Source organism: Enterococcus sp. GPZ-007 (assembly GCF_059374735.1).
Genome location: NZ_JCAFYN010000009.1, coordinates 1 through 26,637, shown reverse-complemented (window position 1 = coordinate 26,637; position 26,637 = coordinate 1). Strand labels below are relative to the sequence as shown.

General features: G+C 40.3%; 21 protein-coding genes and 1 CRISPR repeat array. Of the genes, 3 read left to right on the top strand and 18 right to left on the bottom strand.

Annotated elements, in window-relative coordinates:
• From AC4J95_RS06855 to gad, 12 genes are all read right to left on the bottom strand, one after another.
• Positions 1-282 (bottom strand): PTS sugar transporter subunit IIB, encoded by a 282-nt coding sequence (locus AC4J95_RS06855; RefSeq protein ID WP_494549264.1) that lies wholly within the window; start codon positions 280-282, stop codon positions 1-3.
• The gene (locus AC4J95_RS06850; protein ID WP_494549203.1) at positions 282-728 is read right to left on the bottom strand and encodes a PTS sugar transporter subunit IIA; all 447 of its coding nucleotides are present in this window, start codon (positions 726-728) and stop codon (positions 282-284) included. The genes AC4J95_RS06855 and AC4J95_RS06850 overlap by 1 nt, the downstream gene beginning before the upstream one ends.
• Positions 725-2,365, bottom strand: coding sequence for a BglG family transcription antiterminator (locus tag AC4J95_RS06845; protein WP_494549202.1), 1,641 nt, complete (start codon positions 2,363-2,365; stop codon positions 725-727). Before AC4J95_RS06845 ends, AC4J95_RS06850 begins: the two co-directional genes overlap by 4 nt.
• A gap of 182 nt (positions 2,366-2,547) precedes the next feature.
• Positions 2,548-3,738 (bottom strand): MalY/PatB family protein, encoded by a 1,191-nt coding sequence (locus AC4J95_RS06840; RefSeq protein ID WP_494549201.1) that lies wholly within the window; start codon positions 3,736-3,738, stop codon positions 2,548-2,550.
• Positions 3,725-4,771 carry a M42 family metallopeptidase gene (locus AC4J95_RS06835; RefSeq protein ID WP_494549200.1) on the bottom strand — a complete coding sequence of 349 codons (1,047 nt, stop codon included), beginning with the start codon at positions 4,769-4,771 and terminating at the stop codon, positions 3,725-3,727. The genes AC4J95_RS06840 and AC4J95_RS06835 overlap by 14 nt, the downstream gene beginning before the upstream one ends.
• Positions 4,758-5,837, bottom strand: coding sequence for a M24 family metallopeptidase (locus tag AC4J95_RS06830; RefSeq protein ID WP_494549199.1), 1,080 nt, complete (start codon positions 5,835-5,837; stop codon positions 4,758-4,760). The genes AC4J95_RS06835 and AC4J95_RS06830 overlap by 14 nt, the downstream gene beginning before the upstream one ends.
• A gap of 53 nt (positions 5,838-5,890) precedes the next feature.
• Complete coding sequence (locus AC4J95_RS06825) at positions 5,891-7,240, bottom strand: PTS sugar transporter subunit IIC (protein ID WP_494549198.1); 1,350 nt, start codon at positions 7,238-7,240, stop codon at positions 5,891-5,893.
• Positions 7,241-7,255: 15 nt separating this feature from the next.
• Positions 7,256-7,594 (bottom strand): PTS sugar transporter subunit IIB, encoded by a 339-nt coding sequence (locus AC4J95_RS06820; RefSeq protein WP_316404416.1) that lies wholly within the window; start codon positions 7,592-7,594, stop codon positions 7,256-7,258.
• A gap of 29 nt (positions 7,595-7,623) precedes the next feature.
• Positions 7,624-7,950, bottom strand: a complete 327-nt coding sequence (locus AC4J95_RS06815) for a PTS lactose/cellobiose transporter subunit IIA (protein ID WP_494549197.1) — start codon at positions 7,948-7,950, stop codon at positions 7,624-7,626.
• A gap of 4 nt (positions 7,951-7,954) precedes the next feature.
• Positions 7,955-9,880 carry a BglG family transcription antiterminator gene (locus tag AC4J95_RS06810; protein ID WP_494549196.1) on the bottom strand — a complete coding sequence of 642 codons (1,926 nt, stop codon included), beginning with the start codon at positions 9,878-9,880 and terminating at the stop codon, positions 7,955-7,957.
• A 261-nt stretch (positions 9,881-10,141) separates the two neighbouring features.
• Entirely contained in the window at positions 10,142-10,459 is a 318-nt protein-coding gene (locus tag AC4J95_RS06805) for a DsrE family protein (protein WP_494549195.1), read from the bottom strand.
• A gap of 23 nt (positions 10,460-10,482) precedes the next feature.
• On the bottom strand, positions 10,483-11,883 hold the full coding sequence (gene gad, locus AC4J95_RS06800; RefSeq protein ID WP_494549194.1) for a glutamate decarboxylase: 1,401 nt from the start codon (positions 11,881-11,883) through the stop codon (positions 10,483-10,485).
• 262 nt (positions 11,884-12,145) lie between these two features.
• Between gad and AC4J95_RS06795 the strand changes: the two genes are divergently transcribed.
• A complete protein-coding gene (locus AC4J95_RS06795; protein WP_494549193.1) occupies positions 12,146-13,915 on the top strand; it encodes a Na/Pi cotransporter family protein in 1,770 nt (589 codons plus the stop codon).
• 123 nt (positions 13,916-14,038) lie between these two features.
• Positions 14,039-15,856: direct repeats of the CRISPR family, unit length 36 nt; unit sequence GTTTTACCGTTACTGAATCTTTAAGAGTACAAAAAC.
• Positions 15,857-15,885: 29 nt separating this feature from the next.
• Here the strand turns inward: AC4J95_RS06795 and AC4J95_RS06790 are convergent.
• From AC4J95_RS06790 to cas9, 4 genes are all read right to left on the bottom strand, one after another.
• Positions 15,886-16,941, bottom strand: a complete 1,056-nt coding sequence (locus AC4J95_RS06790) for a P-loop NTPase family protein (protein ID WP_494549192.1) — start codon at positions 16,939-16,941, stop codon at positions 15,886-15,888.
• A complete protein-coding gene (gene cas2 / locus AC4J95_RS06785) occupies positions 16,941-17,264 on the bottom strand; it encodes a CRISPR-associated endonuclease Cas2 (protein ID WP_494549191.1) in 324 nt (107 codons plus the stop codon). The genes AC4J95_RS06790 and cas2 overlap by 1 nt, the downstream gene beginning before the upstream one ends.
• The gene (cas1, locus tag AC4J95_RS06780; protein ID WP_494549190.1) at positions 17,261-18,166 is read right to left on the bottom strand and encodes a type II CRISPR-associated endonuclease Cas1; all 906 of its coding nucleotides are present in this window, start codon (positions 18,164-18,166) and stop codon (positions 17,261-17,263) included. Before cas1 ends, cas2 begins: the two co-directional genes overlap by 4 nt.
• A 134-nt stretch (positions 18,167-18,300) precedes the next feature.
• The gene (cas9, locus tag AC4J95_RS06775; protein ID WP_494549189.1) at positions 18,301-21,690 is read right to left on the bottom strand and encodes a type II CRISPR RNA-guided endonuclease Cas9; all 3,390 of its coding nucleotides are present in this window, start codon (positions 21,688-21,690) and stop codon (positions 18,301-18,303) included.
• A 590-nt stretch (positions 21,691-22,280) separates the two neighbouring features.
• Between cas9 and AC4J95_RS06770 the strand changes: the two genes are divergently transcribed.
• Positions 22,281-23,330 carry a hypothetical protein gene (locus tag AC4J95_RS06770; RefSeq protein WP_494549188.1) on the top strand — a complete coding sequence of 350 codons (1,050 nt, stop codon included), beginning with the start codon at positions 22,281-22,283 and terminating at the stop codon, positions 23,328-23,330.
• 231 nt (positions 23,331-23,561) lie between these two features.
• Here AC4J95_RS06770 and AC4J95_RS06765 read toward each other — a convergent pair whose 3' ends face one another.
• Positions 23,562-24,092 (bottom strand): 5' nucleotidase, NT5C type, encoded by a 531-nt coding sequence (locus AC4J95_RS06765; RefSeq protein ID WP_494549187.1) that lies wholly within the window; start codon positions 24,090-24,092, stop codon positions 23,562-23,564.
• 240 nt (positions 24,093-24,332) lie between these two features.
• Between AC4J95_RS06765 and AC4J95_RS06760 the strand changes: the two genes are divergently transcribed.
• A complete protein-coding gene (locus tag AC4J95_RS06760) occupies positions 24,333-24,590 on the top strand; it encodes a hypothetical protein (RefSeq protein ID WP_494549186.1) in 258 nt (85 codons plus the stop codon).
• Between the two features lie 46 nt (positions 24,591-24,636).
• On the opposite strand, the gene ade is transcribed toward AC4J95_RS06760, so the two are convergent.
• Positions 24,637-26,376: an adenine deaminase gene (gene ade, locus AC4J95_RS06755; protein ID WP_494549185.1), complete on the bottom strand. Its 1,740-nt coding sequence runs from the start codon at positions 26,374-26,376 to the stop codon at positions 24,637-24,639.
• Positions 26,377-26,637 lie beyond the last annotated feature (261 nt).

Below are 26,637 nucleotides of genomic sequence, written 5' to 3'. Positions count from 1 at the left end.
TTAACCCTCTCTTTCGTTTAAGTATTTTTCCATTTGCGAGCGAACCTCTGCGACATCCATATATTTTTTGATCGGGTAGACGGGTGTTTTGACCGAGGCCTTCAATTCATTTAACAATTCATTACTGGTAAAATAAACATCAGCCGGTGTTGCTTTGGCGGTGGAAAGATCCGTATTTTCTACCGTGGCTTTTAATCCCAGCTCCTTTACAACTTTATCGATCGACATTTTCAACACCATTGAACTGCCCACACCAAATCCACATACTGCTAAAATTTTCATCATTCATTTCCCCCTTGATTAAATAACTGTGCGATCGCTTCTATGTTTCCCTCCAAAATCACTTGAAATTTCTCTTCATCCATAAAAATCGCCATGATGCTTTGCAAACTTTCCAAATGGCTCCGATTGTCTTTGGCTGCTAAAACTAAGAATATCTTCACCGGCTTCTCCAACATATTGACTGGCTCATTAACTACCAGCAGACTCATACTTTGCTGATTAACTCCGACTCCCGGTTTGGCATGCATCAATGCAAAATAATCAGCAATCACCATGTACGGTCCATGCTCTTTCACACTGTCAATCATTGACTGGACATATTCCTCCGTGATAAATTTCTGTCTTAACAATGGCCCACCCGCAAGTTTGACCGCTGCTTGCCAATTCTCCAGTGCTTCTGCAACCTGAATTTGATCTCTTGGCAATATCGTTTTTACTGAACTCATTCTTTAACCTCCATCATCTTTGATATAAACCAGTTTTTATCCTCAATTCCCTGCATGATTAATTCCATCACCGGCTCTACTTTTCGAACATCCTCTTCCTTGATCATCAATAAAACAAGAATATCTACCTTTTGATTCCCCCAATTGATCGGCTTGTCCAAAATCAAGATCGAAATCGCTGTTTTCTCAACAAATTCAGGTGAACCATGAGGAATCGCAAACCCATTATCTAAATAGGTCGACTGCAGATTTTCACGTTCCCAAACGGACGCTTTGAATTTCTCCTTCAATTCTTGATCCGTAAAATCCTGTTGAGCGATTAAATAATCCAGCGCCGCTTTCTTAGTTGTAAAATTTTGAAATAAAATATTTCTGGCAATAAAATTCTTCGTTTCACTGGCGACCTCTAATTTAGGTGTATTCTTTTTCTCTCGTGCGACGATCAAGTCGATATAATGATTCATGATTCGCTTCATGTCTTTCACGGTCACCATGGGACTGATTCGAACAATTGGCTTATTAGTGATCGGTATTTCTACTGTGGATATAATAAAGTCCACATCCGAAAGGTCCATTTTTTCCAAGGTTGCGGTCGATACAGTCTCAATACTGTTGATATCAGGCAGAATCCTGCGAATCTTCGCCGAAACAAAGGAACTTGTACCAATCCCATTCGGGCAAACAAAGAGAATCTTATGCATTTTTTTAACTCGTTCCAGCGCTGCTTGAAAATGGATACTGACAAAGCCTACTTCATCATCAGATAGATCGATTTGATATGGTTTGCAAAAATCGGCGATCGCGAACCAGACCACACCATACAGAGCAGGATAAGTTTGTTTGATCTCATCAATCAGCGGATTGATGACAGAGGATTGTGCCTCCAACCGTAAAATCAGCTGATACAAATGAACCACTAAATCTTCCTCCAAGCGCCCGTCTTGGGTCAGATCCGTTTGCATCCCTTCACTAACTTTTTGGATTAGGTAGCGAACCTTTCCGCGAAAAGCAAAGGGGATCGCATCCTCCTTCATGAAGAAACGCAGACCGCTTCCAACAATCAAATAGGTTAGATGTTGAATTTCTTCTTGCGAAAAGCTATAGATTTTTTGTTCCTGCAGCTCGTCTAAAAGACCATAGACCAATGGGTATTTATCAAACTCCAGGAAAAATTTCCCGTATTGATTCGTGCCTTCTAAATGGATATGATGTCCTTCCCTTGCTCGCTGAATAATTAGTATAATAGAAACAATAATATTCTGTGTGTAGCTTTCAGGAATCTCGATTTGCTTTTCATTCAAAGCTTGATAAAATCCATGGGAGACCTGATCCATCAGCTTTTCATCGATAAAAAGCTCAGTCGATTCTTCATTATTCAGCTGATTGAGGACGATTCGCTTCATGATCTTTTGTATTTGAACCTCGGAGCCTTTAAAAAAGGTCCCTGAATTGTCAAAATTCAAAGCTAAATCCTCTTTTGCGAATAGCTCCTTGATATAAGAAATATCATTCGCAATGCTGCTTCGAGAAACATAATAATCCTCTGATAATTGCTGATAACTGAGATGTTCTTGTTTCAGCAAACGTTTGATAATCAAAAATTTCCGCTGTTTACTGTCTATATAATCGTTAGTCATTATCATCCTCACCTTCATCCTTAATGTATCACGCTCCAGATTTCGCAAGTAGACCAAAAAAAGTAAGTGTTGGAATAAAAGAACGCTGAACACTCAGATAAACTTGCTAATGTTTATACTATGTATCTTTAAATATAACATGCTGATCTCACTTTCAGCACCAAACTAAAAAAGACCCTCAACTAAGAGGATCTTTCATCTAAATATCGTATCGCCCGCATCAACCGCTCCGCGCCGTCAATAATCTTTTCCTTGGGTGCACCTAGATTGAAACGCAAGTAGTGCTCACCCTCTTTGCCATAGGTTTCGCCTTTCATGATGGCGACTTTTTCCTGTTTGACTAGAACCTGCTGGAGTTCGTCCATTGTAAATGGCAGATTTTCAATATTGATCCAGCCAAGATAAGTTGCTTCAGGAATCTCAAAGTGAATCCGCGGATCGTCGGCTAAGATTTTTTTCAGTTCAGCGAAATTCTCATCAATGGTCTGATTCAGCTCTTCCACCCATTTTTTCTGATTGTTGTAGCAATCCATCGTCGCCAGTAAAGCCGGATATGGAATGGAAGATAAGCCATCGCGTCCTTTTAAAATACTCAAGAATTTTTCCCGCAGCGTTTCATCAGAAAAGATTCCGTAAGAGCCGCCTAGCCCCGGTGTATTGAATGTTTTAGAGGCAGAAGATAGCAACACCACTGGAACGTCGATCTGATCAGCAAAGGTCAAGATCGGCAGATGTTTTTTGCCTGGTCGACGCACATCCATATGGATCTCATCGCTGATGATCGCGACCTGATAGTGATTACATAAAGCAATCAAGCGGGTAAGCTCGTCCTCGGTAAACACCCGACCCGTTGGATTATGGGGATTGCACAGCAAGAAAAGCGCTGGTTTTTCCGCCGCGAATACTTTTTCCAATGCGGTGAAATCGATCGAAAACTGTTCATCTTTGCTTGTCAGTGAAAAAGCGATCAGTTCTCGCTCATTGCCGCTGATACAATTGAAAAAGGCATCGTAACAGGGTGTGAAGGTAACGACTTTATCACCCTTTTGACTCAGCAGCTGGATACAAACGGAGAGACTGTAAATCACACTCGGCGCATAAACGCACCATTCAGGATCAATCGGACAAGCAAATTCTTGTTGGAACCAACGACTGATGCTCTCCTTATAATCCAAATGATTCCAGCGGGTATAGCCAAAAAATCCGCGCGTAACCGCTTGATCCAACACGTCGATCGTCCCATCCGGAATCATAAAATCTGTATCAGAAATAGAAAAGGGCAGTAGGTCCTTTTCACCAAAACGATCTTGAACGTAATCCCACTGGGTCGAATAGGTACCATAACGAGAACGCTGCTGATTAAAATTGCTCAAGGCTAATTCCTCCTTCATCCAATGAACCAATTACCGCCGATAGCAGATCGATCGTCGCTTCCACATCGGAAATCTCGACAATGGAATTCCATGAGTGGCAATAGCGAGTCGGAACGCAGAAAACTAAAGTTGGCTTGCCAGCGAATAATTGGACCGAACCGGCGTCCGTGCCGCCGCCACCCAACAAATCATATTGCCACGGGAGCTGATTTTTTTCCGCCACTTCTTTGCAGTAATCTAGCAACTTGATATTTCCCAGTGCGGTTTTATCTGCTAAAACTAAACCGGGGCCTTTACCTTGAATACGGTTGGGAAATTCTGCTGCTTTTGGTGTGTCTTTTCCGTTCGCGACATCGATCACGATATTGATGTCTGCTTTGACCTGTGCCGCCGCAACTTTTGAGCCGCGTGTTCCGGCTTCTTCTTGGACTGTTCCAACACCGATGACTTCGATATTCTTTGTTTTTACTTGGTTTTTGACCTGCGCCATCACAGTACAAGCCACCCGATCATCTAGGGCTTTGCCGATGATCTTCTTTTGATTGAAGCTTTTCTTGGCCTGGGTATTCGGCAGGATCATATCCCCGATTTGCAGACCGGCTTCTGCTAATTCAGCTTTTGAATGTACCCCAAAATCGATGTACATCTCACTGATTGGAACAACTTCGGACAGTTTGTGACTGATTTTGGGCAGTGTTCCCACGACTCCTTCCAAAACAGCCCCATTTTTGCGACAGGTCGCCCTGACCTGCTGACCTAAAATCACATGTCCCCACCATCCGCCAATTGGATAGAAATAAACAAAACCATCGTCCGTGATACGATGAACGAAGAAGCCTACCTCATCCATATGGGCGTATAGCGCCACTTTCTTTTTATTGGTTGCGAGATCGCCAAAATAAAGATTGCCGAAAGCATCTTGCGTAGACGGTTCTTTGATCACGTCCTGCAACGCCTGCTGCACCTGAGCTTCCTGTCCTGGCAAAGCGTCTAAATTGGATAGTTTCATCAATAATTCATCAGTCGCAGTCAATTGTCATCCACTCCTTGTTAAAATGCGTCAAAAGCTCAGCATGTCCTGCCTCATTTACCACGATGTCATCTTCGATCCGAATACCAAATTCGGAATCAGGCAAATAGACACCCGGCTCAATGGTGAAGGTCATATTTTTCTCAATGGGTAAGCCTTCTTTTGGTGCTAAAGCCGGATACTCATGGCAAGACAACCCGATTCCATGCCCCAAATTATGGCTAAAATACTGGGCTAGATTTTCCTGTTCTAAAGCCTGTCGCGCGGTATGATCGATATCGCCTAATATTTTCTCTAACGCGACTGCTTGAATCGCCTGCTTTTGAACGGTCAGCACTTTTTGATAGGTTTCCTTGATCTCTTCACGGACCTCGCCAAAAGCAAAGGTACGTGTAATATCTGAATAATAGCCTTGATAAATCGCGCCAAAATCGATCATGATCAATTCGTCAGCTGTGATTTTCTTTTGACTGGCATGGGCATGAGGCAAAGCAGTACGCGCACCTGAAGCCACGATCGTTTCAAACGCCGGTCCCTCACTGCCTAATTTTTTGCTATGGTAGTCAATTTCATTGGCTAATTCCAATTCTGTCATTCCGACGCGGATCATCGGTAATATCATTTCCAATGTTTGGTCGGCGATCGCAGCGGCTTGTTTGATTGCGGCGATTTCTTCCGCTGTTTTAATCATTCGCAAGCCCTCTATGAAATTTTTCGTTGCGACTAACTCACCGTTAACCTCTATTATCAACGCTTGAAACTCTGTAAAGGCTTGGTAAGAGATCGTTCCAGCTTCAAAGCCTAACGACAACCCTTTTACAAATGGTCGCAGCGTTTCGATCAGACTTCCGCCAACCGGTATCTCACATATTTCTACCTCGGTCGTTTGCTGCTGAGCCTGTTGGGTATAGCGGCCATCGACAAATAAGCGCAGGTTGTTTTCCGTAACCAAAAGTAGACCGTTTGAGCCGGTAAAGCCGCATAAGTAACGGCGATTGATCTTGTCTGTTACCAGCAATCCGGCTAGATTTTTTTCAGCTAATCTTTTCCGTAATTCTTCAATTTTCATACTATCGTACCCCTCAAAATGGCAAAAGGGACAGTGATTACTGTCCCTTTTGGCTAGAAATCAATATCTGTTAAATATTGTTCATCGTCATCTGAAATGACAGAGTTGGCTTTTTCAGCTTCTAATAATGCTTCGCGTTCTAATTCTTGCTTTTCCAAGACTTTGAAGAACGGCAGATACAAACCAAAGGACATCGCAACTTGAATCACTTGAATAATAATGGAGCGCCAGTCAAAGCCGGTCAGGAATCCTTCCATAAATACCGGAACATATGGCGGATCAAAGATTGGGAAGTTCAGCAAGCCGAGCTTCATGCAGATCATTGGGAACATTCCCACTAACGCACCGCCAAAAATGAACGGAATCATCAAGACCGGATTCAAAATGATTGGAACCCCGAAAAGCACTGGTTCGTTGATCCCGAATAGTGATGGCAGTAAGGCTACTGCTCCAACTTTGCGGTAGCGCATGGATTTGCTGATCAGCATCGCCATCACTAAACCGATCGTCACCCCTGAGCCAGTAAAGTTCGCATAGGTAGATAATGTTCCACCTGTGATTACATGTGTCAATGACTTTCCAGCTTCATGCGCAGCAATATTTTCTGACAAGTATTGGACAGCGATCGGTGAAAGGATCGGAGACAATACAGCTGAGTGAATCCCGAAGAACCAGAAAACCAAACGCAATACTAAGACCAAGTAAATAATGCCTAATGAATCAAGGCTGCCGATCGCCGGTGCCAATACGTTCATAATCACCTGCGGCAGCAAGATACCGCCAGACAAGCTGTCAGTAATCGCACGTATAGCGATGAACAAGACCCCAATCGCTGCCGTTGGTGTGATCAATTCGAAAGAACTGGAAACAAAATCCGGTACCCCTTCAGGCATCTTGATCACCAGTTTATGCTTCGTAAAGAACTGATACAGCTTAACAGAAATAATTGCTACGAATATTGCCGTAAATAGTCCTTTTGAATCCAGATAGCCGGCAATGATGTTCCCATTCTCATCAACATCCATCGCCACGATGAGAAAGGCAATCGCTGAGAGCATCATGGAGCCAACGGTATACAATTTGTAGTGTTCACTTAAGAAATAAGAGATCGCCAACACTGCGTATAACCCAACAAGACCTAATGAAACTTTAGAAATAATGCTAAAGACATAGCCATAATTCTCAAACCAATTCGCAACCCCTTGCGTTTTGATAAACTCTGGAATCGATGGAAAGATTGCCGCAATCGAACCCAACAGCAGTACCGGAGTCATCACGACCATTCCTTTTTTAATAGCCGTTAAGTAAGGATTGCTGTCAACCTTGTTAGCAATTGGAACCAATGTTTTACGGATAAATGCTTCTACTTTTTCAAAAGCACCCTGTTTCTTAGGATTTTCCATTTTTTACACTCCTAACTATTTTGTTTTTAACGCTTGATTTTTTCGATAAGCAACTAACGCTTGCTTCATTACCGTAGCACCGTCCATTGAACCATAGATATCTGATGTTAATAGAACAGTTGGTTTATCAACCTTCTCTGCTTCGCCTTTGATAAAATCATATTTGTGGCTTAATTGCGGACCAACCAAGATCACATCGTAATCATTGATGTAGCGCTCCAACTTGTCGACTCCGATGGCTTCCATTGGATAGTCCTTTTCGTCCAAGCTTTTTGATTCTTTGACCACCTTCTTCATTGACTCCATCATCATGGTGGTTGAGAAGCCGCCTGCACAAACTAGTAATGTTTTCATGTTCAAAATCCTCCTACTAAATTTTTATCTTAATGCAAAGCCTTTGCTTCGCTTTGTTCCTTTAACATACCGATCATTTCTTCAATCAGATCACGAGCCAAGATGCTGGTCATCAGGTGATCCTGTGCGTGCACCATCAATAAGCTCGTCTCCGTCTTATCGCCGTTGATCTCACCTGTGATCAATTTGGTCTGCACATCATGGGCGTCGATGCTTTTTTCTTTGGCTTCCTGCATCTTTGCTTCTGCCTCATCGAATTTTCCTTTGCGGGCCAAGCGCAGCGCTTCAAACGCGGATCCTCGTGAATCACCTGCCGCGGAAATAATTTTAAAAATATCCATTTCTTGCTCGTTCATTTCGTTATCCTTCTTTCATTAAGCTTTTCATATAAGACTTAAAGTCTTGAAAACTCGCAATTTTCGTTAACTGTGTATCTAGCAGCGGATCATCCATCATCTTGATCATCAAACGGCTGATTTCTTTATGCAGATTCAGGTGATCCTTTTTGATGTTGATCAGAAAAATGACTCTTACTTGTTTTTCGCGATACGTCAGCGGTTTTTTCAACAGGATCACATCGATGACCTCTTTGACTGCCATCTGCTCCATCGGATGGGGCCCGGCGATCCCTTGCTGATAAATCGTATCGATCATTTTCTCTCTATTTAAAACACTTTGTTTAAACCCTTCTTCGACCCAGCCCTGTTCCTCCAAGCGAGCGCCTTCATTTTTCAAAACATGCAGGTAGTCATTCGCCTGCTCTTTGATCTCGAACCACTTGGGATCGAATAAGCTGAGAATAAATTGATGTACATCGAAGACTCTATTTTGTGATTCTCGCAGCAGATTCAGATCCTTCTCGATCTTCGTAATTTCCGCTTGGCTCAAAATCGTTTTTGTGTAAATAATCGGGATCGCAAAATCCTTTTGTTCAAGTGGTACCGTCGAAATCAATAGATCAAAGCTTGTATCAATCTTTTCGATTTCATTTAAGGCAAAGGTTTCAACCTCGGCGTTGCTGAACAGCCGTTCCAAATTGACTTTCAATAAGTAGGCCGCCCCGCCGCCGGTCGAACAGATCACCGCGATTTTCTGATAATCATCAATCACTTGGTTGGATTGCTTTTCCAAGCTTGCCGCAAAATAAATGGCGACATAACCGATCTCATCTTTACTGATATCTGCATCTAAGTCTTTGTTCAACTCATTAATGAAGACCAGCGCCACATTGAATACATTGGCATACTGGGTGTAAATGTCTTCAATGATCGGATTTTCCAGCTGGTGTCCGGTATACAACCGTTGCAGCAACGGAGCCACATGCATCAGTAGTGCATTCGCCAAATCCTGATCCTCGCGAAATGCTGTATGGTAATGACGATCCACATGCTCCAAGGCTTTTTCGATCGCCTGTTTCAGCTGCTGATTCCCATCGGCCGCCTCAAGAACATTGAATTTTCCCCGCAGCTGCTCTTCCAAATAATTCTTTTCGGCATTTGAAAAGGCCAGCTCATAGGTTGCTTCTAAGTACGCCACCAACTCTTCCGTCAAACGATCGTAGCTGTCGATGATCGTCGTGTCTTCAGCCTCATCATTACTCAACGTATTATCCTGCATGATTCGAAAACTCAGTAAGCGAATATGCTGAACGATGTTCTCGTATACGATGTCACTGATCTTCAGTTGATTCTTCTGGAGCTGCTCCTGTAAAAAACACCGCAGATCAGCTTCGTCAAAAACGAAATTGAATTCTTTATATTTTTCCGTCAGCACCGGTGTATGGATAGTGTTACGGATTAAATATAAAATCGCCCGCCGCTTTTTGCTTTCCGTCCCCAGAATCTTCAAGCCGTAATGGGCCTTGCTGAAAAGTGACAGCTCGTAGTCTTCACAAAACTGCTCGACCTGTTTGATATCCGCCTTGACTGTTGACAGGCTGACATCCAGCCACTCCGCGATCTGCTGCATCGTGATGTACTCCTCATGAAACAACAGCAGCAGCTCAATGTTTTTGATTCGCTCCTGCGGACTTGAGTTGTCCACCTGCTCCTGCTGCTTTGATTGCGACAAGTAGATTCGGAACTTGGTCTTATCGAGAATTTTCAACTGATAACCTGCCGAACGAACCCGCTCGATGGTAAACCCTTCTGTTGAACCGATCTCCTTCAACCATTTGATATCATTCGCGAGGGTTCGCTCCGATATTTGAAATGCAGCGGCCAATGCCTTGGGAGCAATCGCTTGCTTCTTCGCATATAAGTATTCAACAATTTTTTCTTGTCTCATAACTACCTCCCGCTTACAAATAAAACTATACAATGTAAGCCCTTTACTTAAAATGGCAACTTTTTCAAATTAAAAATGCAAAAATAAACTGATTTGAAAAATTCGTGTGCAAGTTCACATATTACCTGACTCATTACCTTACAGCAATACTGTAATTCCCTTTATTATCCTTCCGTTTAAAACAATTGCAAAAAAATAGACAACATTGATAAAACGAATGTCGTCTATAGTTTAATCTTTTCCTATTTAGTAGCGTAGAAATTAACACTTAATATAAGAATATCCCTTTTCCTGCAGCTCAACTAGACCAATCACACCAGACTCGATGATCTCGACTTGCTCATGCATTTGTTTAGAACGGACATGGAAGGTTCGCATCGAATGATGGCAGGCTTGGTAAGTGATGTTTGGATACTCCTTCATAAACTTGATCACTCGCGGCAGCAAGTATCCCTGGATCGCTTCGCCATTCATTAATAGCACGATGTCCGCATTGGGTTCCGATAATAGGATGTGCTCGATATCATGGCGCGCCTCTCTGATCATTCCTAACTCATCAACATGAAAAACTACTTTCATCTGTAACTCCTCCTTTGATTTTCCTAATGGGTAAAGCCATAATTTTTTATTTCGATCTCCTCGTGAAAAACTAAGTGACTATGTTCCAATTCTTTAATTGCTTCTTTTAAGTCCTCAATAAAATCATGAGCCATGTTCATGCCAAAATCACTACGCACCACGACACGCTGAATCACTTGGTTGTCTAAATTTTTAGGCAACGGATAAGAAGGCACCTGCCAGCCCTTCATCAATAACCGATCTGACAGATCATAAAGCGTCCATCTGCGATCCTCATCCTGTGCCAGTTTATAGCAGACTAATGGCAATTGACTGCCATCATTAATTATCTCGAAATGACGGGATCTTTGGATCTCCTTTGCTAAATAAACGGCTACATCGTGGGTTCGTTGATGGATGCTTTGATAGCCGTCAAAGCCAAAACGGACAAAATTGTAATACTGACCAATCATTTGCGAAGCACTATGTGAGAAATTGATCGCCATCGTCGGCATTTCTCCACCTAGATAGCTGACCTTGAAGACTAATTCCTCTGGTAAATATTGTTCATCCCGCCAGATGACCCAACCAACACCGGGATAGACCAATCCATATTTGTGACCCGAAGTATTGATAGAAATGACATTTTTTAATTGGAAATCCCACTCCAGCTCCGGTTCGACAAACGGCGCATACAATCCGCCTGATGCCGCATCTACATGGATGTAGACCTTATGCTCCGTCTGCTGATTGTACTCTCCGACTGATTGATCCAGCTTCTTGATGTCATCATACTGACCTGTATAAGTAATCCCTAAAATTCCAACGATCCCGATCGTGTACTCATCGACTGCTTCCAATGCTTTTTCAACATCTAATGATAGCTGACTCTCTGACATAGGAATCTCCCGCAGCTCGATATCCCAATAGACACAGAATTTTTCCCAGCAAACCTGATAACCTGAAGAAATGATCAAATTCGGCTTCTTCGCATGGATATTTACACCCAGCTTCTCCGCTCGTTTGCGCCAAGCAAATTTCATCGCCATCCCGCCCAGCATACAGGCTTCGGATGAACCGATTGTTGAGGTTCCGATATATTTCTCCGGTCCTCGCGCATGCCACAGATCGGCGATGATGTTCACGCAGCGATTCTCCATTTCCGCTGTCCGTGGATACTCCGACTTGTCGATCATATTCTTATCGAGGGTCTCACTCATCAGCTTGACCGCTTCCGGCTCCATAAACGTTTGACAAAAGGTCGCAAGATTTTGTCGTGAGTTCCCTTCATCTAACAAACCGTCCTTGATCATTTGATAGGCGATCCGCGGTTCGATCGATTTCTCCCCTAAATGATACGATGGCAACACCTCATCTTCATTGGCTGAACCAAAAATCGGTTCCAAATAGCTTGCTTCCCGCCGATCTTTTTTTCCATAAAGCATCCGATCACGTCCTCTGTTAAAATTGCCCCGTTTATCCGATCCTACAAAATTTCCTTCTACTTTAAGAGTAGCTGAAAGCGCTAAAAAATTCAAAAGAATTCCTTCCTTTTATCCGATTGCTCTTAGATTTAATTCGATTCAAGGCAGAATAAATGGACTATTTCAAAAAAATTAGCGCTTTTTTAAATAAAAGACTTTCTTTTTACTTGTGAATCTATTATTTTGGTAGTAGCATGCAAAAAAATTTAGCGGAGGACGCATTATGTCTTATCAAGAAATGCTTTTCACCTTCTTAGGTGGACTGGGAATTTTCCTTTTCGGGATCAAGTATTTAGGAGACGGCTTACAAAAAGCTGCCGGAAACCGATTGAGAGAAATCCTAAATCGATTCACCTCAACGCCTTTTCGTGCCGTTTTAGCTGGGATCATTGTAACCGGATTGATTCAAAGTAGCTCTGGTACAACCGTTTTAGCTGTCGGACTGGTTAGTGCCGGTTTTATGACCCTCAGACAAGCGATTGGTGTCATCATGGGGGCGAACGTGGGAACAACCGTTACCGCTTTCATTATCGGGTTTAATTTAAGCGAATACGCGCTGCCGATCATCGGTGTCGGAGCGATTTTACTCTTTTTTGCAAAACGTAATTCACTGCAATCCATCGGTCAGATTCTCTTTGGTTTTGGCGCTCTGTTCTTTGGTTTGAAATTAATGGGACAAGCCATGGATCCTTTGAAAGAGCTGCCGCAATTTAATCAATTGATGATTAACGTCTCCCATCACCCTGTACTTGGTGTTGGTATCGGAACGTTATTAACAATGGTTCTGCAAAGCTCTAGTGCGACGATCGGAATCCTGCAGCAGTTATACATGCAAGGCAGTGTTACCTTAGGTGCCGCCCTGCCGATTCTTTTTGGTGATAACATCGGAACAACAATCACAGCGATCATCGCATGTCTCGGTGCTAGTGTCGCGGCTAAACGTACCGCAGCCTCTCACGTAATCTTCAACCTTGTTGGAGCACTGATATTTACGATTTTATTGACGCCCTTCACTTCGGTCGTCGTATTTTTCGCGGACTCATTAGGCTTGAATCCCGCCATGCAGCTCGCCTTTGCTCACGGTCTCTTCAACCTTTCAAATCTGGCGATCCAATTCTGGTTCATTCCGCAGATCGAGATGATAGTGAAGAAGATCGTACCTGGCAGCGAGAAGAATCTGAACATTCGCCCAGTCACATTAAGTGAACCGATCATCCATACCTCTTCAGTGATGGCGATCGAACAAGCGAAAGGCGAAGTCATTCAAATGGGAAATTACGTACTTTCTTCCGTCAAATCGGCACGTAAATACTACAACGATACCAAAGAAGAATGGCGTGACGATGTTCTGCAATATGAAGATGCCATCAATCAATGCGATATCGAATTAACCGAATATCTAGTAAAGATCTCGGCAACCTATCTGACTCCTTTACAAAGTCAGGAACAGGCGATGCTCTTAGAATTTACTAAAGACTTTGAGCGGATCGGTGATCATTCCATGAACATCATTCGCTACGTTGAAGAATCGATTGCCCTTGAAGAAAAACAACGGGCCAAAGATAAACGCAATAAAACCAAATCTAATAACAACCGTCAAACCTTCTTACTACATGATGAACATCTAGAGCTCCTTTTTGATAAAGTGCTGAAAAATATTCGCGATGCGCTGCAGGTCTTGGAAAACGACGATATCGAACTAGCACAAAAAATGCTTTATCGTGAAGAAGAAATCAATCAGCTGGTTGAATTGCTGCGGAAGAAATATATCAAGCTAATGACGAACGGTGAAGGACGTGCCGCGGACGGTGTATTGCTGATCGATATCAGCTCCAACCTTGAACGTTCCAGCGACCGCACCCTTCATATCGCCAAGTATTTCTTAGGGAACAAATACAACTTCAAATACGATACCTCCAACTTCCACTACGAAGAACCAGAGGAAGAAGCCTCTGATGATTCTATCACCGGTAATGGTGAAGTATTAGATTAGATGAAAAAAACGCAACCTGCTTTTCTTGAAAGAGAAGGAGGTTGCGTTTTTTGGTGTGCAATTATATAACTGAAACTTTAAGAGTACAAAAACCAAAGAGCTTAACTCTATTTACTAGATATTGTTTTACCGTTACTGAATCTTTAAGAGTACAAAAACCTGATTCCTGTAACTCCGGATTAGTTACATGTTTTACCGTTACTGAATCTTTAAGAGTACAAAAACCATTCTGCGACGTTTTCTGAACGCATCTGGGTTTTACCGTTACTGAATCTTTAAGAGTACAAAAACTTGATAGGCTGAGATCAACCATCTTTTCTGGTTTTACCGTTACTGAATCTTTAAGAGTACAAAAACTCTACAAGGTCACGAAAGGTTTCGTCTTCTGTTTTACCGTTACTGAATCTTTAAGAGTACAAAAACATGTGCCAGAACCAATAATTTGTAACTGCAGTTTTACCGTTACTGAATCTTTAAGAGTACAAAAACCGGAAAACAAAGTTGAAGGTCTCAAATACTGTTTTACCGTTACTGAATCTTTAAGAGTACAAAAACAGATTTGGATCTATTTGATTCAAGAATTTAGTTTTACCGTTACTGAATCTTTAAGCGTACAAAAACTGAAGGTGACGAAAATCGAAATGCTGTAAAGTTTTACCGTTACTGAATCTTTAAGAGTACAAAAACAGAAAAGTTGCTTAGCTTAGCCGTTGATATGTTTTACCGTTACTGAATCTTTAAGAGTACAAAAACTCATACAGCCAACGGAAGAAACGACAGATGGTTTTACCGTTACTGAATCTTTAAGAGTACAAAAACAAGAGGAAGAAACCAAGCAGCGAGAAGAACGTTTTACCGTTACTGAATCTTTAAGAGTACAAAAACTAGCCCAAGAAACATTCAAACAGTAGATCAGTTTTACCGTTACTGAATCTTTAAGAGTACAAAAACCGATTTGATGTAACCCGATTTGTCCGTAAAGTTTTACCGTTACTGAATCTTTAAGAGTACAAAAACTATGTAGATGCCACAGGCGGATACCAGCCTGTTTTACCGTTACTGAATCTTTAAGAGTACAAAAACCTTTTTGTTAGATTCATGTTGATAGGTACAGTTTTACCGTTACTGAATCTTTAAGAGTACAAAAACCTCAATTGATTCCCTCCTTAATTCCACTTTGTTTTACCGTTACTGAATCTTTAAGAGTACAAAAACAGCGCGCCTTCATTTAATTCACTTAGCAAAGTTTTACCGTTACTGAATCTTTAAGAGTACAAAAACAACCTCCGTAGTCACTTATTATTTGTACCTGTTTTACCGTTACTGAATCTTTAAGAGTACAAAAACATCTGGCCATTCTTGAATCGATCGATCACAGTTTTACCGTTACTGAATCTTTAAGAGTACAAAAACCGACATTCAAATTCTCATAGGGAATTGAAAGTTTTACCGTTACTGAATCTTTAAGAGTACAAAAACGCTCTTTTTTCGGTTTCATCCGCTACGCTTGTTTTACCGTTACTGAATCTTTAAGAGTACAAAAACCGGCTTACCATATACATAGTCGAACCCATCGTTTTACCGTTACTGAATCTTTAAGAGTACAAAAACAAATGGTGAAGAGTGGCGGCGCTTAGGTATGTTTTACCGTTACTGAATCTTTAAGAGTACAAAAACCGGAATTTCCGAAGAATACAAGTATCCATTGTTTTACCGTTACTGAATCTTTAAGAGTACAAAAACTTTGCTAGGTGTGCCGTGTAATCGGCAATAGTTTTACCGTTACTGAATCTTTAAGAGTACAAAAACCCACCTAATAAATTATGTTCTCCCCAAGAGGTTTTACCGTTACTGAATCTTTAAGAGTACAAAAACCAATCATTATAAATCACTTCTTAATATTATGTTTTACCGTTACTGAATCTTTAAGAGTACAAAAACCTCAAATGGACGTCTCCACTTTTGGTTTACTATTTTTTGTCAATGAGAAATTTTTCTTCTAACGCCGTCATTGGTTGATACCCGGCTTGAAATTCAGGAAAATGATCATACCCTAGTAACTCATCAACTACTCTTAATAATACTACATCTTTATCCCTCAGATAAATAGTTTCTTCCTCACTCCTTGATTGTCCAACATATGGAAAAACTCGAAAAAGCTGAGAAATCATGATTTCATCTGTTTGACTAATCTCATCAGGATAATGACGCTCGATTGTTTCTCTAAATATCGAAAAATCCGGCAACTGTTGATACTCGTCATACAATAGAACAGTAGCCTCAATGTCATTTTCTTGATAATTCAGCTCTAAATAATCTTCACTGAGTATAAAAATCTTTAATAACCCACTATCATTAGCTATTTTTCCTAATTTTTGTAGAAATACTCTAAAGACCTTTTTAGACATAAACGCATTGGGATTGCTTATCCATAACCAAGTCATCTTTTGAGTTCTTCTTAACTCACCGGTCAATAATTGACAGTAATCATCGATTAATTTTTCTATATCCATCATTTCAACTGGATAGGTTTCTTCGTTTTCATAAAAACTAAGCATAAGAAAGTATTTAGTGACATCAGTAAAATTCATTTCTCTCAGATTCGGCTGAACGTAAGCAAATTTCTCCCTAAACAGATCAGTGAACTGCATCTCAAATTTCAACAACTCGTTGTTTATTGTCTCTAATCCACGATTCACTTCGAAAAGATTTTCCATCGACTGAATTTCATTATCCATTAAATTTCCTTTGCCTTGTTGGTACTGTTTTAAAAAGCTTTCTCTGCAATCTAGATAATAAATCGGCAAATCTTTTGACTTCATCTTCTTTTCATCACAGTATATGACGATGCCATCATCTCCATATACATGTTCCTCTAAATCTGAAAGATTTTTACCTGTACTAAATCGTTTAATACCACGATAAAGCTTCCATTTTAGCATATGATTTGGTCCTAAGAAATAGTTTACATCACGCAATTCTAGATCGATAAATTTCCCGTGTTCATATTCTAAAGAAATTTGCATTAGATCACCACCAATCGATTGTTCCCGACTGTTTCTTCTTGATGACTCCGATTGCCCACTAAAAGTTGCATTTCCTCAAATTGTTTTTCACTGACATATAGCAGTCGAACTTCTCCAGATGGTGGTGTCATACGTTTCAAAATTCCTTCAAATTTCTTTCCTGCCGAACGATTTTGAACTATTCGATAATAAACAGAATACTGGAGCATCACAAACCCATTTGCTAGTAGCTCTTTGCGAAATTTTCTATAATTCCGCTGATCCTTTTTGGTTTCAGTTGGCAAATCAAACATACATAAAACACGCATTTGTTGATACCTCATCTTTCTACCTCCATAAAATCTTGCAAAGAAACCTCGTATATTTCTTGCGGGGTATTATTCATCATCGCTTTTGTAAAACTATTCACGTACTTGTTCATCACCTGATCTACAGTACTTTTGGTTGATTTATAGCGCATAGGTTGATTTAAAAAATCAATAATCCTTAAACGGGATTCATAACTTAGATACTCATGATTTGAATAAATTTCTTTATCTAGCCAGTAATCCATAATCGGTCGAAAGGGTTCCATCAGGTCATCTACTAGATTGAAGCTATTGTATTCATTGCAATGAAAAACCCCTAACATAGTCATAAGTCCTTGCCCAACTGTCAGTCTAGCTATTGCCGCACGAACGATTGCATAACCGTAATTCATCGCAATATTTTGTAAACAATAATCATCTCGCGTAAAGTCCATACCATAAAGTGAATTGAAATAGACTTTTGCGACGTGTCCTTCACGATTTGTTTCATCCCCAGGAGTTAACTGGTTGTATAGATCAACCATAATTTCTAAACGATCATCCGAAACCTGTTTAACTCTTGAAAACTCAATTTGGTTCACGATCTTTTGACCAACAATCCTTTGCCAAATTTCTTTTTTACATTGCTGATCCCACAATGTTTGCTGCAATGCTCGCTTCGAGGCACGATGATAATTCCCATAATTAAGCAGCAATCCTGTTGGTAAATATTTTTCATCACATATCACAACAGCAATATTATTTTTGGTAAATGCGGATAATAAATTAGTTGTTACGGAAGTGTTTCCCTCTATAATCAGAATGCTGATATCTGATAATGGAACATAGTATTTTTGACCCCGTTTAGAAATTTCTAAATTATCCAGCTTCAACTTCATGAATTCACTTTCTTTTACATGGACAATTCGCCAAGTCATATTTATCCCTCCTAAAAAAACAAAAAACCCATTTCTTTTCAGAAATGGGAAGTTCGGCATAAAGCCTTATTTTTGTAGATTCTTAAAGATTCAGTAACGGGTGAGCCGTCGCTCACAAGATAATCATACCAACGCTAGAAAGCGTTGTCAAGAATATCTCTGGGCGACTCACGTTCCTTACTGATGTAAAACGGATTTCCCAAAGAATCCGTATTTACCTTTAAAATTTTGAAGCCTTTTTTACTAATATTTTTTTGTAGTTGCCCACTAGATGGTACTTTCCCAAAAACATTTAACACTTCATTTGAACCAAATTTCGCTCTATCAATTGGTTTTAGCTCAACATAACCGAGATTTGCTGGTTTTGTTCTCGACCCGAAAAGTAATTCGATTTCCTCATTGTTGATCGTATCAATAACCTTAATACGATCATTTCGGTACAAAGAAAAAACAAATTCTGATTTTGAAGAGATTTTTTCATCTTTCATAATACGTTTATAATCCTCAAAATAGATTCCATATTGTTGTTTTCTACCATACTTCAAATCAGAATATTTAATCCCCATAATCTCATAGGTTTCGGTCTCATGATTATAATAAAAATCTGTCCTCCAAGGTTTCAGAGATTGTAAAACTACTTTTCTATTCTTAGTTTCTTCTGGTGTGATATCAATATGCGATCCTAATTTACTGTCATAATATTTAACCTGTTTAATTGCAGGCCCATTATTTTTCTTTGCGTATTTAGTAATAGGACCATTTTTTCTTCGATACAATTCAAACGGACTGATTGCAACCTGTTTTACAGTACCATTGTCCTGAATAACTTCATCAAATTCAGGATAGGTTTGTAAAATATTGACTAATTTTTCAAAGGTTTTTGGATCATTTTTTTCCATTAAAAATTCTTGACTCTTCTTTTCGTAAACTTGTTTAAACTTTTTAAAGCCAGTCTCAGAATAAATGTCAGTTACTTTTCCTAAAATATAATCATGCTCTTTCTTGTCTTTACCTACAGAAGCAGATCGAGTGGAATAGATCGTTGCATCGCTTACTTTCCTATTCATCTTTTTATCAACCTGGTGGGAGAATTTCACGATTTTTTCTTGATTACGTACCTCATCCGCAAATCTTTCATACGGTAGCTGGTAAACCTCTTCTTTATATAGGGCATTGCCAATGATCTCACCCGTCTCTGTATCAACCAAATTCTCTCCAACTTTTTTTGGAACAATTGTTTCACTACGTTTCCAAAGTTTTAGCATTGGCGAAGCAGCAATTATTGAGGCATCAATTGCATGATGATAGTGAGTATCCCGTGTTTTCTCAAGATTTAAATGCCATTTATTTCTTAATGTGCTGGTGAATTTCCCACGAACGACTGTTACTTTTGTATCTAATTTTTTGCTTTGAACAAATTGTTGAAATTCATTTAAGAGTACTCGCGATGAATAACGTGTATCTACTAAATTTCTAGCGATAAATCTCTTACGAACATCGATATCCTCTAAATTATCCGAGAACTTCAGATTGCGCTTCTTCGCAGAGCTCATTCGTTTGTTGGCGTTAATCATTGCTGTCATTGTAGAAAATCCTTGACCTTTTCCATGAATCATAAAGGTATAGGGTGTCTGTTGTCCTTTTTCTTGATTCATGCTTGATAGACATAGAACTTTGTTATTAAGCCCATCATCGAATGAAACAGATAACGGAATGATATGGTCAATCTCAAATAAATTACTTTTGAAGAATAGATCATCTGCTCGGATTGTTTTACCTGAATATGGGCATTTTCCTTCTTGCTGATACCATAACCGAATTTTTGTTCTTAGCTGTTTAAATTTTCTATACTGAGCTTCTAGCTGAGATTCGCTTACTCCTGAAAGCTTTAAAAATTCCTTTTCTGCATCATTTTTCTCTTCTTCATTTTTCTTTTGAAAGTCTTTTTTATTTTTTCGTTCTTCCTCTTCATTGGATTCTCTTGGCATTTCAATAACTATATAAGAGATGTTAAGATACTTTCTAAATAAGTCATTAAAGATGTTGACCGTTTGTCGAACAGATTTTCTGACCACAGGATTATAGATATCCGCGCAGACATCTTTACTGTTGATTCGCTGTTTACTATGGTAATCCCGTTTGTGCTCTTTCAGTAATCCCATTTCATTCAAAATAGTCATCTGTTCTTTTGAAGTACGCTCCATTTCTGGAATCAGTATATGCATGGTTTTCAAAGAAAAACGGTGCCATTTATTTTGACTAGTTACCTTGAACAAACCACTATTATCAACAATAAGTTGTACCACTTCTCCTGATAAAAATGCATATTCTGGACATAATCTTTCTTCTATCGAACGTCGGATCTCTCCCTTTTCTGTGTTGAGTGTCAAAATATATCCAAGGCGATCCCATAAATCGACAGGCCAAGTGGTTACGTCAATATCTTCTTCCATAAATCTTTTATTTACTGCTCGATAGACTTCAAACGTATGAAATTCTGGCTTATCCTTTCGATCAATTCTGTATCCCTTAATATTCTCTACTTTCGTTCCAGTGACAGTTGAGATCAGCTTCATCATATTGGGCTTTTTAGTCGCGCCTTTCAACTCTTGAATAATTTGCTCTTTATGTTCTTTTGATAATTTTCCATCTTCAGTAGAATCAATCCGTAAATTATTCAAATCGTTTAGAACATTAAAGTATTGAGCAGTATATGAGCTTCCTGCCGCTCGGTATTCATCTGGAAAAATACTATCTCTTCCAATAAGAATTTCAAAAATGTTCTCTAGTACCTCACCGTTCGTTTTATAGATGCCGTAATCACTCGGCGAGTTGATCTTTCCAGGCCCTTTGGAATATTCTCGTTTGCGTTCAATAAGAGTACACACTTCTTCAATAAATTGTGAGGTAATTTCACTGTGAAACTCTGCTTGCTTTTCCAATAAAGCTCTAGTCTCAGCCAAATACGCAGTCGTTGGAAAGACATTTAGTAATACTTGATTTAAGCTTTCATTTTTAACCTGTCCGCGAACTTTACCGAATTTTTGTAGCCGCTCTAATTGAATTTCAGCAGGAAATTTTTCCTTCAATAATAGTTTGTTCTTGGACAAACTCTCTTTATAACCAGTCGTACTGTCCTCGTCCTCCACATCATCCAAAGCGTAACTAATTCCTCTGCGCTTAGCCAAATGAAATAAGGCGGTTGCCAATTCTTCTTTTGATAATTTTTCTTTCAATCCACGCACACGTAACTCATATGGATTTGAAACAAATCTTTCACTGATTGTAAGATTATTTTCTTCAAGCAATGATCTTAAATCCTTTAATCGTGTTTTTCGTCTTCTTATCAAGCGCCTTGCTTGACGAAACTCTCGACGTTCGACATTTTTTGCTGCAGAAGCACTTGGAAATACGCTTACCCCTGTCTCGATGATTTTCCCAGTGCGTGTGTCTAAAACAGACCAACCCACCGAAGCGATCCCAATATCAAAACCAATATTTACAGCATTTTCATAATTATTCATAATATTCCTCCTAGAAAAGTAACCGCTTACTAAAAGTTTACCAAAGTTCTCACTAAATAAGAACACTAATTAAAAATAAGGCCCCTAACTCAAGAAGCTTGACCTATGAACATATAAATTTTCTAATGGTTTTTCACTTCATCTGCATCCACCAAATATTTGTACATTTTTTTTGATTTATTTTAAATTGTTGCTGTTTTTCAATCAGCATTAGCAAAACAAGCTTGAAATCAATTAGAAATCTTATAAAAATGGAACTTTTTTTGTCGATACTGCCGATAATTTTTTGTCATAATTTTAACAATCGTCCTAGCTAAATCGGTAGAAAGATTTGAAAAAATCAAATAATCTTCTCCCTCTTTTTATTCTATAATAAATATTCAAATTATTGTTATTTATAATTTAAAAACCAAAACTTATTTATTCCATTATATCTGTTATAAAAGTCATAACCCACTAGTTTTATAAAAAATAAAGTATAAAGGTATATACGTTTTACTATTCAATTTCCAAAAAATACGTGTTATCCTATCGCTGTGGATAAGAATGTAACCGCTTGCTGGAAAATGAAAAATTGGAGGTTGGATTAAATGACTTTAGTTAACGTGAAAATTGGACAGAGAACCCTATTTGGAACAAAGAAAGAAAATCTCATGAAACGAATTCATACATCATATGAACAAACAGGCAATGCCGCGGAAGTTGTAGAGTGCCTTGTTTCGATTCTTTTACGCGAGGCTCTTTGTGTCGGAGACTATTCTCTTGATCTGGTCGTAGGCCTGATCCATCAGATCTTCCTTACCTCAGAACCCAATGACGTCCTGTGTCAACACGCTGTTTACTTCCAGAAATTCTTTAGTGAAGAACAATGGCAGAGCGTCATCTCACGCCTTTTTCAAAACGAGGAACATTTTCGTGAAGCTACCAAGGAGACTCGTTTATATAATGAACTCTTGATGAAGAGAAGTCAGATAAAAGCAGAAGAATCCGAAGAACAGTTCAAAATCGTCTCGGTGTTTATGGACGCCTCCGGGAAAAAACACACTTGGACTCTGTCTAATACGAAAAAAATCCCGAAAGACTCTGAAAAAGACCAGACTGAGGTCGCTGAGTTATTGAAAATAATGACGACCTTGACGATTTTTGAGACTCCTGCTGGCGTTCGTCGGTTTACGGAATGCATGACCTATAAAAGTCAACGAGTTCGTACCGATGTCGAGTATGAAGTAACCGCAGCTCAACCAAAAGCGGCGACTTCTGCCCAAATTTCTGCTGAGCCAACAACAATCAAACAATCGCAAGCTGCTACTAATAAAGAAAACAATACATCTCAAAAAGCCCCAAGTTCAGGATCAGCCACTGTCAGCACGAAAAAATCGCTCGCCACAAATTCAAACAAGTTGCTCTCGCTGCCAGAGGAAGCTCCGCCAGCTAAGCTAAAGAGCTGCTCTGCCGCACCAAATCCAACCACAACAGAGAAACCACCTGCCAAAAAGGTAGTCAAGCATCCTGAGCCCCTAGATACTCCTAGCCTACGCTATGGCAAGACAGAGGAACAGATCAAAGAAGAGCGTGAGGCAAGGAAGAGGAAGAAGAAATTCGAACGGTTCTTAGGCTGGAGAAACAGAAAGAAGAAGTGACGTTTCCTGATGTTCACCGACTTTTCTAAACGTTCACTCTTATCAAAAAAGCCGTGAGGACAAGGTTTATTTAGTATGGGGAATTTTACGGCTGATCGTTTACATTTTAATGCTCTGGAGTAACTATAACTAAACAGCACGAAAAAACGAGTATCTCGCTACCCGTTTTTTCGTGCTGGACCAAACGTTATGAAGTAAATAGGAATGTTAGTGCTGCTTCAACCCATTATACTAATACCTCTCCTCAAAATAACGATACACTTCATCCCAATTTTTCATTTTGGGTTCGTAGGTTTCATAATAGTTATGGGCGGCGGCGAAGAGGATGCCTTGTCCTTGGAAATTTTCAAGATGCCGCATGTGATCATCGATCAAATAATCCGCGGAAATAATTGATTTGTCGCCGCAGAAAACATAATTGGTTTCTGGAATAAAGCTGAAATGCTCCTTCAGCCAAGCATATTTAGCATCGAATGAGGTTGGAAACTCCATTGCCGCCGTAGTAATAAATATCTCGTGCTTCTTTGCCAATTTTTCCAGTGCTTCCTTGGCACCTTCCATCACGGGCAAGTCTGCGAAATAGCTCTCATCGCTTACTATCACTTGAATACTTTCCGCTTGGTCCGGGTGCATTAGCCGCAGCTTTGTACCAGCTAAATCTTGCTCACTATATTCCGTTCCATTTGCAGCATTGAAAAGTCTTAATTGCTTTGCAATAAAATCCGCGATCACTTCGTCCATATCAACCGCTATCCGTACCATCTTCCCACTCCTTCTAAATTTAGACTATGCGGAGCTGACAAAACAGCTCTTCTTAAACAAGATACTCTATTTGTGAACATTTTCTCTTAATAGACCGCCCTAGTCAACAAATGATCGGTACCAATTTTCAGTTCTTCATTTGAACCTTTCACGATCGTAAGTTTACCCACTCTTTCGTAAGTATTTTCTTGCTCGATTCCTTGGTATGATAAATACATCAAAGAGAGGGAGTTGTTAAATATGGATACATTTACGATTGTTTTGTTGGGTTGGGGACTTTATTCAGTGATTAATCATTTTGAAAAACGTGGAGAACGTGGAAAAGCAATTATCGCCACCTTACTTGTGAGTCTAGCAGTAATTTTGACAAATATTTACGGCAACATCGCCAGCGTATCCCAGATGAACTTAGGGAATTTACTGTTAACGATTGGGGCGAGCGTACTGATTCTTTCATTCTTTATTTTCTTACCAGCACTCTTTAAAGCAAAAAAATAAGTTAGGTCAAAAGATTCTTTTGAGGATCTTTTGCCTAACTTTTTTATTAGTCTTCCACCGACACCGGCACGACTTCAAACTTCGTCACATCGACCAATCCAATATCCGTGATCTTCAGATTCGGAATCACCGCTAAGGACATGAAGCCTAGCGTCATGATCGGATCAACTTTTTCCGACACACCTAATACTTCATGTGCCAGACGATTGATCTCGGCTTCTTGTTTTGCTACTTCTTCGCCGGTCAGGTCGCTCATCAATCCGGCGATCGGCAACGCCATACTGCCGATGACTTTTCCCGATTCGATCAGCACTACGCCGCCTTCTTGTTTCTTGAGTGCTTGAACAGCTGCAGCCATATCTTCATCATTCGTTCCTGTCACAATCAGATTATGGGAATCATGAGCGATCGATAAGCCAATCGCACCCTTTTTCAGGCCATAATCCTTCAATAATCCCACAAAGGCATTGCCAGTATTGTGATGACGCTCGATCACCGCGATCTTGGTCACATCCTGCTGTGGGTCATAAACGAACTGGCCCTGTGCATCTCTTTTAATAGAAACAATCGCTTCATTGGTCAAAGCCTCTTGTGGAATCACTTCTATGGCGCGGGCTTTGTCACTGGTCAAAGTCAGCGTCAATTGTTCCGGCTGGAATTTATCAATATGGACACTGGATTGCACATTTTCAGTGGCAACACGTTTGACCGCTGGCAAATACTTGCCATTTTCAGCGATCAACTCACCCGCAATATAGGTCGCTTCGATTTCTAGTTGAGCCAAATCAGAGAAAATCACCAAATCAGCTCTCAATCCTGGTGCGATGGCACCGCGATCGTTCAGCTGGCAGCATTGCGCAGCGTTAATGGTCGCCATTTGAATCGCCCGAAATGGTGATACGCCTTCTTCGATACAGATGAGAATGCTGTTGTCCAGATGTCCCTTTTCCAGCATCGTTTTTGCCTGCAAATCATCCGCAGACAGGACACAGCGCTGATAATTATTATCTGTGACACCTTTTAACAAAGTCCGCAGGTTTTGAGTAACCGAGCCTTCTCGTAAGAAGACGTACATCCCGCGAGCGATCCGCTCTCTCAACTCTTCGACCGTTGAACACTCATGATCATTGGCGATTCCCGCCGCCGCATAAGCATTCAGCTCCTCATTGAAGACCATCGGTGAATGACCATCAATCCGCAAGCCCCGAGCTTTTGCCGCTAACAACTTATCTAACACCGCATCTTCAGCATTGATTACGCCGGGAAAATTCATGAATTCCGCCAATCCATCAACCTGCTGCTTTTCAAAAGCGGGAATCATATCTGCTGCTTCCACCACTGCACCGGCATTTTCCATATTCGTTGCCGGCACACAGGAAGGCATCATATAACGAATATCCAGAGCGGTCTCTTTCGCCGCCTCCACCATATAATCCAAGCCTGATAAACCTAGCACATTGACAATCTCATGGGGATCAGCCAGCACGGTCGTCGTTCCGTGAGGGACCAACAACCGGCCAAATTCCTCCGGTGTCACATAGGAAGATTCCACGTGGATATGGGGATCAATAAATCCCGGAGCCACAAATTTTCCTTTTAGGTCGATCGTTTCCTTCCCATGATACTCGCCGCTGATTCCAGCGATTTTTCCATCAACGATCGCCAAATCTCCAGAAATCGTTTGTGCTTGGTACACATCAATCACATTTGCATTCTTTAAAACTAAATCAGCCGGTTCACGCCCCGCTGCTACATCGATCAATCGCTTTAATGCCTTTTTATCCACTTCCTTCGCTCCCTTTTGTAAATATTTTTTCTATTATAGCAGGGTTGCTCTGGCGTTTCATTAGCAAATCATTTTATTTTTGAAATAATTCTAAATTAATGGAGGAGTGCTTGCTCTGATCGGCAAGAAAAATCTTACACTACTGCTTTTTCCACCAGATTGTATTTCAACAAGATCACCCAGAGACTAAACGCGACTGTCGATACCAGCGAATATTGTAATTTTCTTTCCATGATACACATCCTTTTTGATGAAAAAAAG

What these genes read in the sequence shown, in the direction of transcription:
- AC4J95_RS06855 (WP_494549264.1), bottom strand. Translation starts at nt 282, where the DNA reads ATGAAAATTTTAGCAGTATGTGGATTTGGTGTGGGCAGTTCAATGGTG.
- AC4J95_RS06820 (WP_316404416.1), bottom strand. Translation starts at nt 7,594, where the DNA reads ATGAAAACATTACTAGTTTGTGCAGGCGGCTTCTCAACCACCATGATG.
- AC4J95_RS06795 (WP_494549193.1), top strand. Translation starts at nt 12,146, where the DNA reads ATGTCTTATCAAGAAATGCTTTTCACCTTCTTAGGTGGACTGGGAATT.
- AC4J95_RS06790 (WP_494549192.1), bottom strand. Translation starts at nt 16,941, where the DNA reads ATGCAAATTTCTTTAGAATATGAACACGGGAAATTTATCGATCTAGAA.
- AC4J95_RS06825 (WP_494549198.1), bottom strand. Translation starts at nt 7,240, where the DNA reads ATGGAAAATCCTAAGAAACAGGGTGCTTTTGAAAAAGTAGAAGCATTT.
- AC4J95_RS06850 (WP_494549203.1), bottom strand. Translation starts at nt 728, where the DNA reads ATGAGTTCAGTAAAAACGATATTGCCAAGAGATCAAATTCAGGTTGCA.
- AC4J95_RS06805 (WP_494549195.1), bottom strand. Translation starts at nt 10,459, where the DNA reads ATGAAAGTAGTTTTTCATGTTGATGAGTTAGGAATGATCAGAGAGGCG.
- AC4J95_RS06815 (WP_494549197.1), bottom strand. Translation starts at nt 7,950, where the DNA reads ATGAACGAGCAAGAAATGGATATTTTTAAAATTATTTCCGCGGCAGGT.
- AC4J95_RS06765 (WP_494549187.1), bottom strand. Translation starts at nt 24,092, where the DNA reads ATGGTACGGATAGCGGTTGATATGGACGAAGTGATCGCGGATTTTATT.
- AC4J95_RS06770 (WP_494549188.1), top strand. Translation starts at nt 22,281, where the DNA reads ATGACTTTAGTTAACGTGAAAATTGGACAGAGAACCCTATTTGGAACA.
- cas9 (WP_494549189.1), bottom strand. Translation starts at nt 21,690, where the DNA reads ATGAATAATTATGAAAATGCTGTAAATATTGGTTTTGATATTGGGATC.
- AC4J95_RS06760 (WP_494549186.1), top strand. Translation starts at nt 24,333, where the DNA reads ATGGATACATTTACGATTGTTTTGTTGGGTTGGGGACTTTATTCAGTG.
- AC4J95_RS06810 (WP_494549196.1), bottom strand. Translation starts at nt 9,880, where the DNA reads ATGAGACAAGAAAAAATTGTTGAATACTTATATGCGAAGAAGCAAGCG.
- cas2 (WP_494549191.1), bottom strand. Translation starts at nt 17,264, where the DNA reads ATGAGGTATCAACAAATGCGTGTTTTATGTATGTTTGATTTGCCAACT.
- AC4J95_RS06830 (WP_494549199.1), bottom strand. Translation starts at nt 5,837, where the DNA reads ATGAAAATTGAAGAATTACGGAAAAGATTAGCTGAAAAAAATCTAGCC.
- AC4J95_RS06845 (WP_494549202.1), bottom strand. Translation starts at nt 2,365, where the DNA reads ATGACTAACGATTATATAGACAGTAAACAGCGGAAATTTTTGATTATC.
- cas1 (WP_494549190.1), bottom strand. Translation starts at nt 18,166, where the DNA reads ATGACTTGGCGAATTGTCCATGTAAAAGAAAGTGAATTCATGAAGTTG.
- gad (WP_494549194.1), bottom strand. Translation starts at nt 11,883, where the DNA reads ATGCTTTATGGAAAAAAAGATCGGCGGGAAGCAAGCTATTTGGAACCG.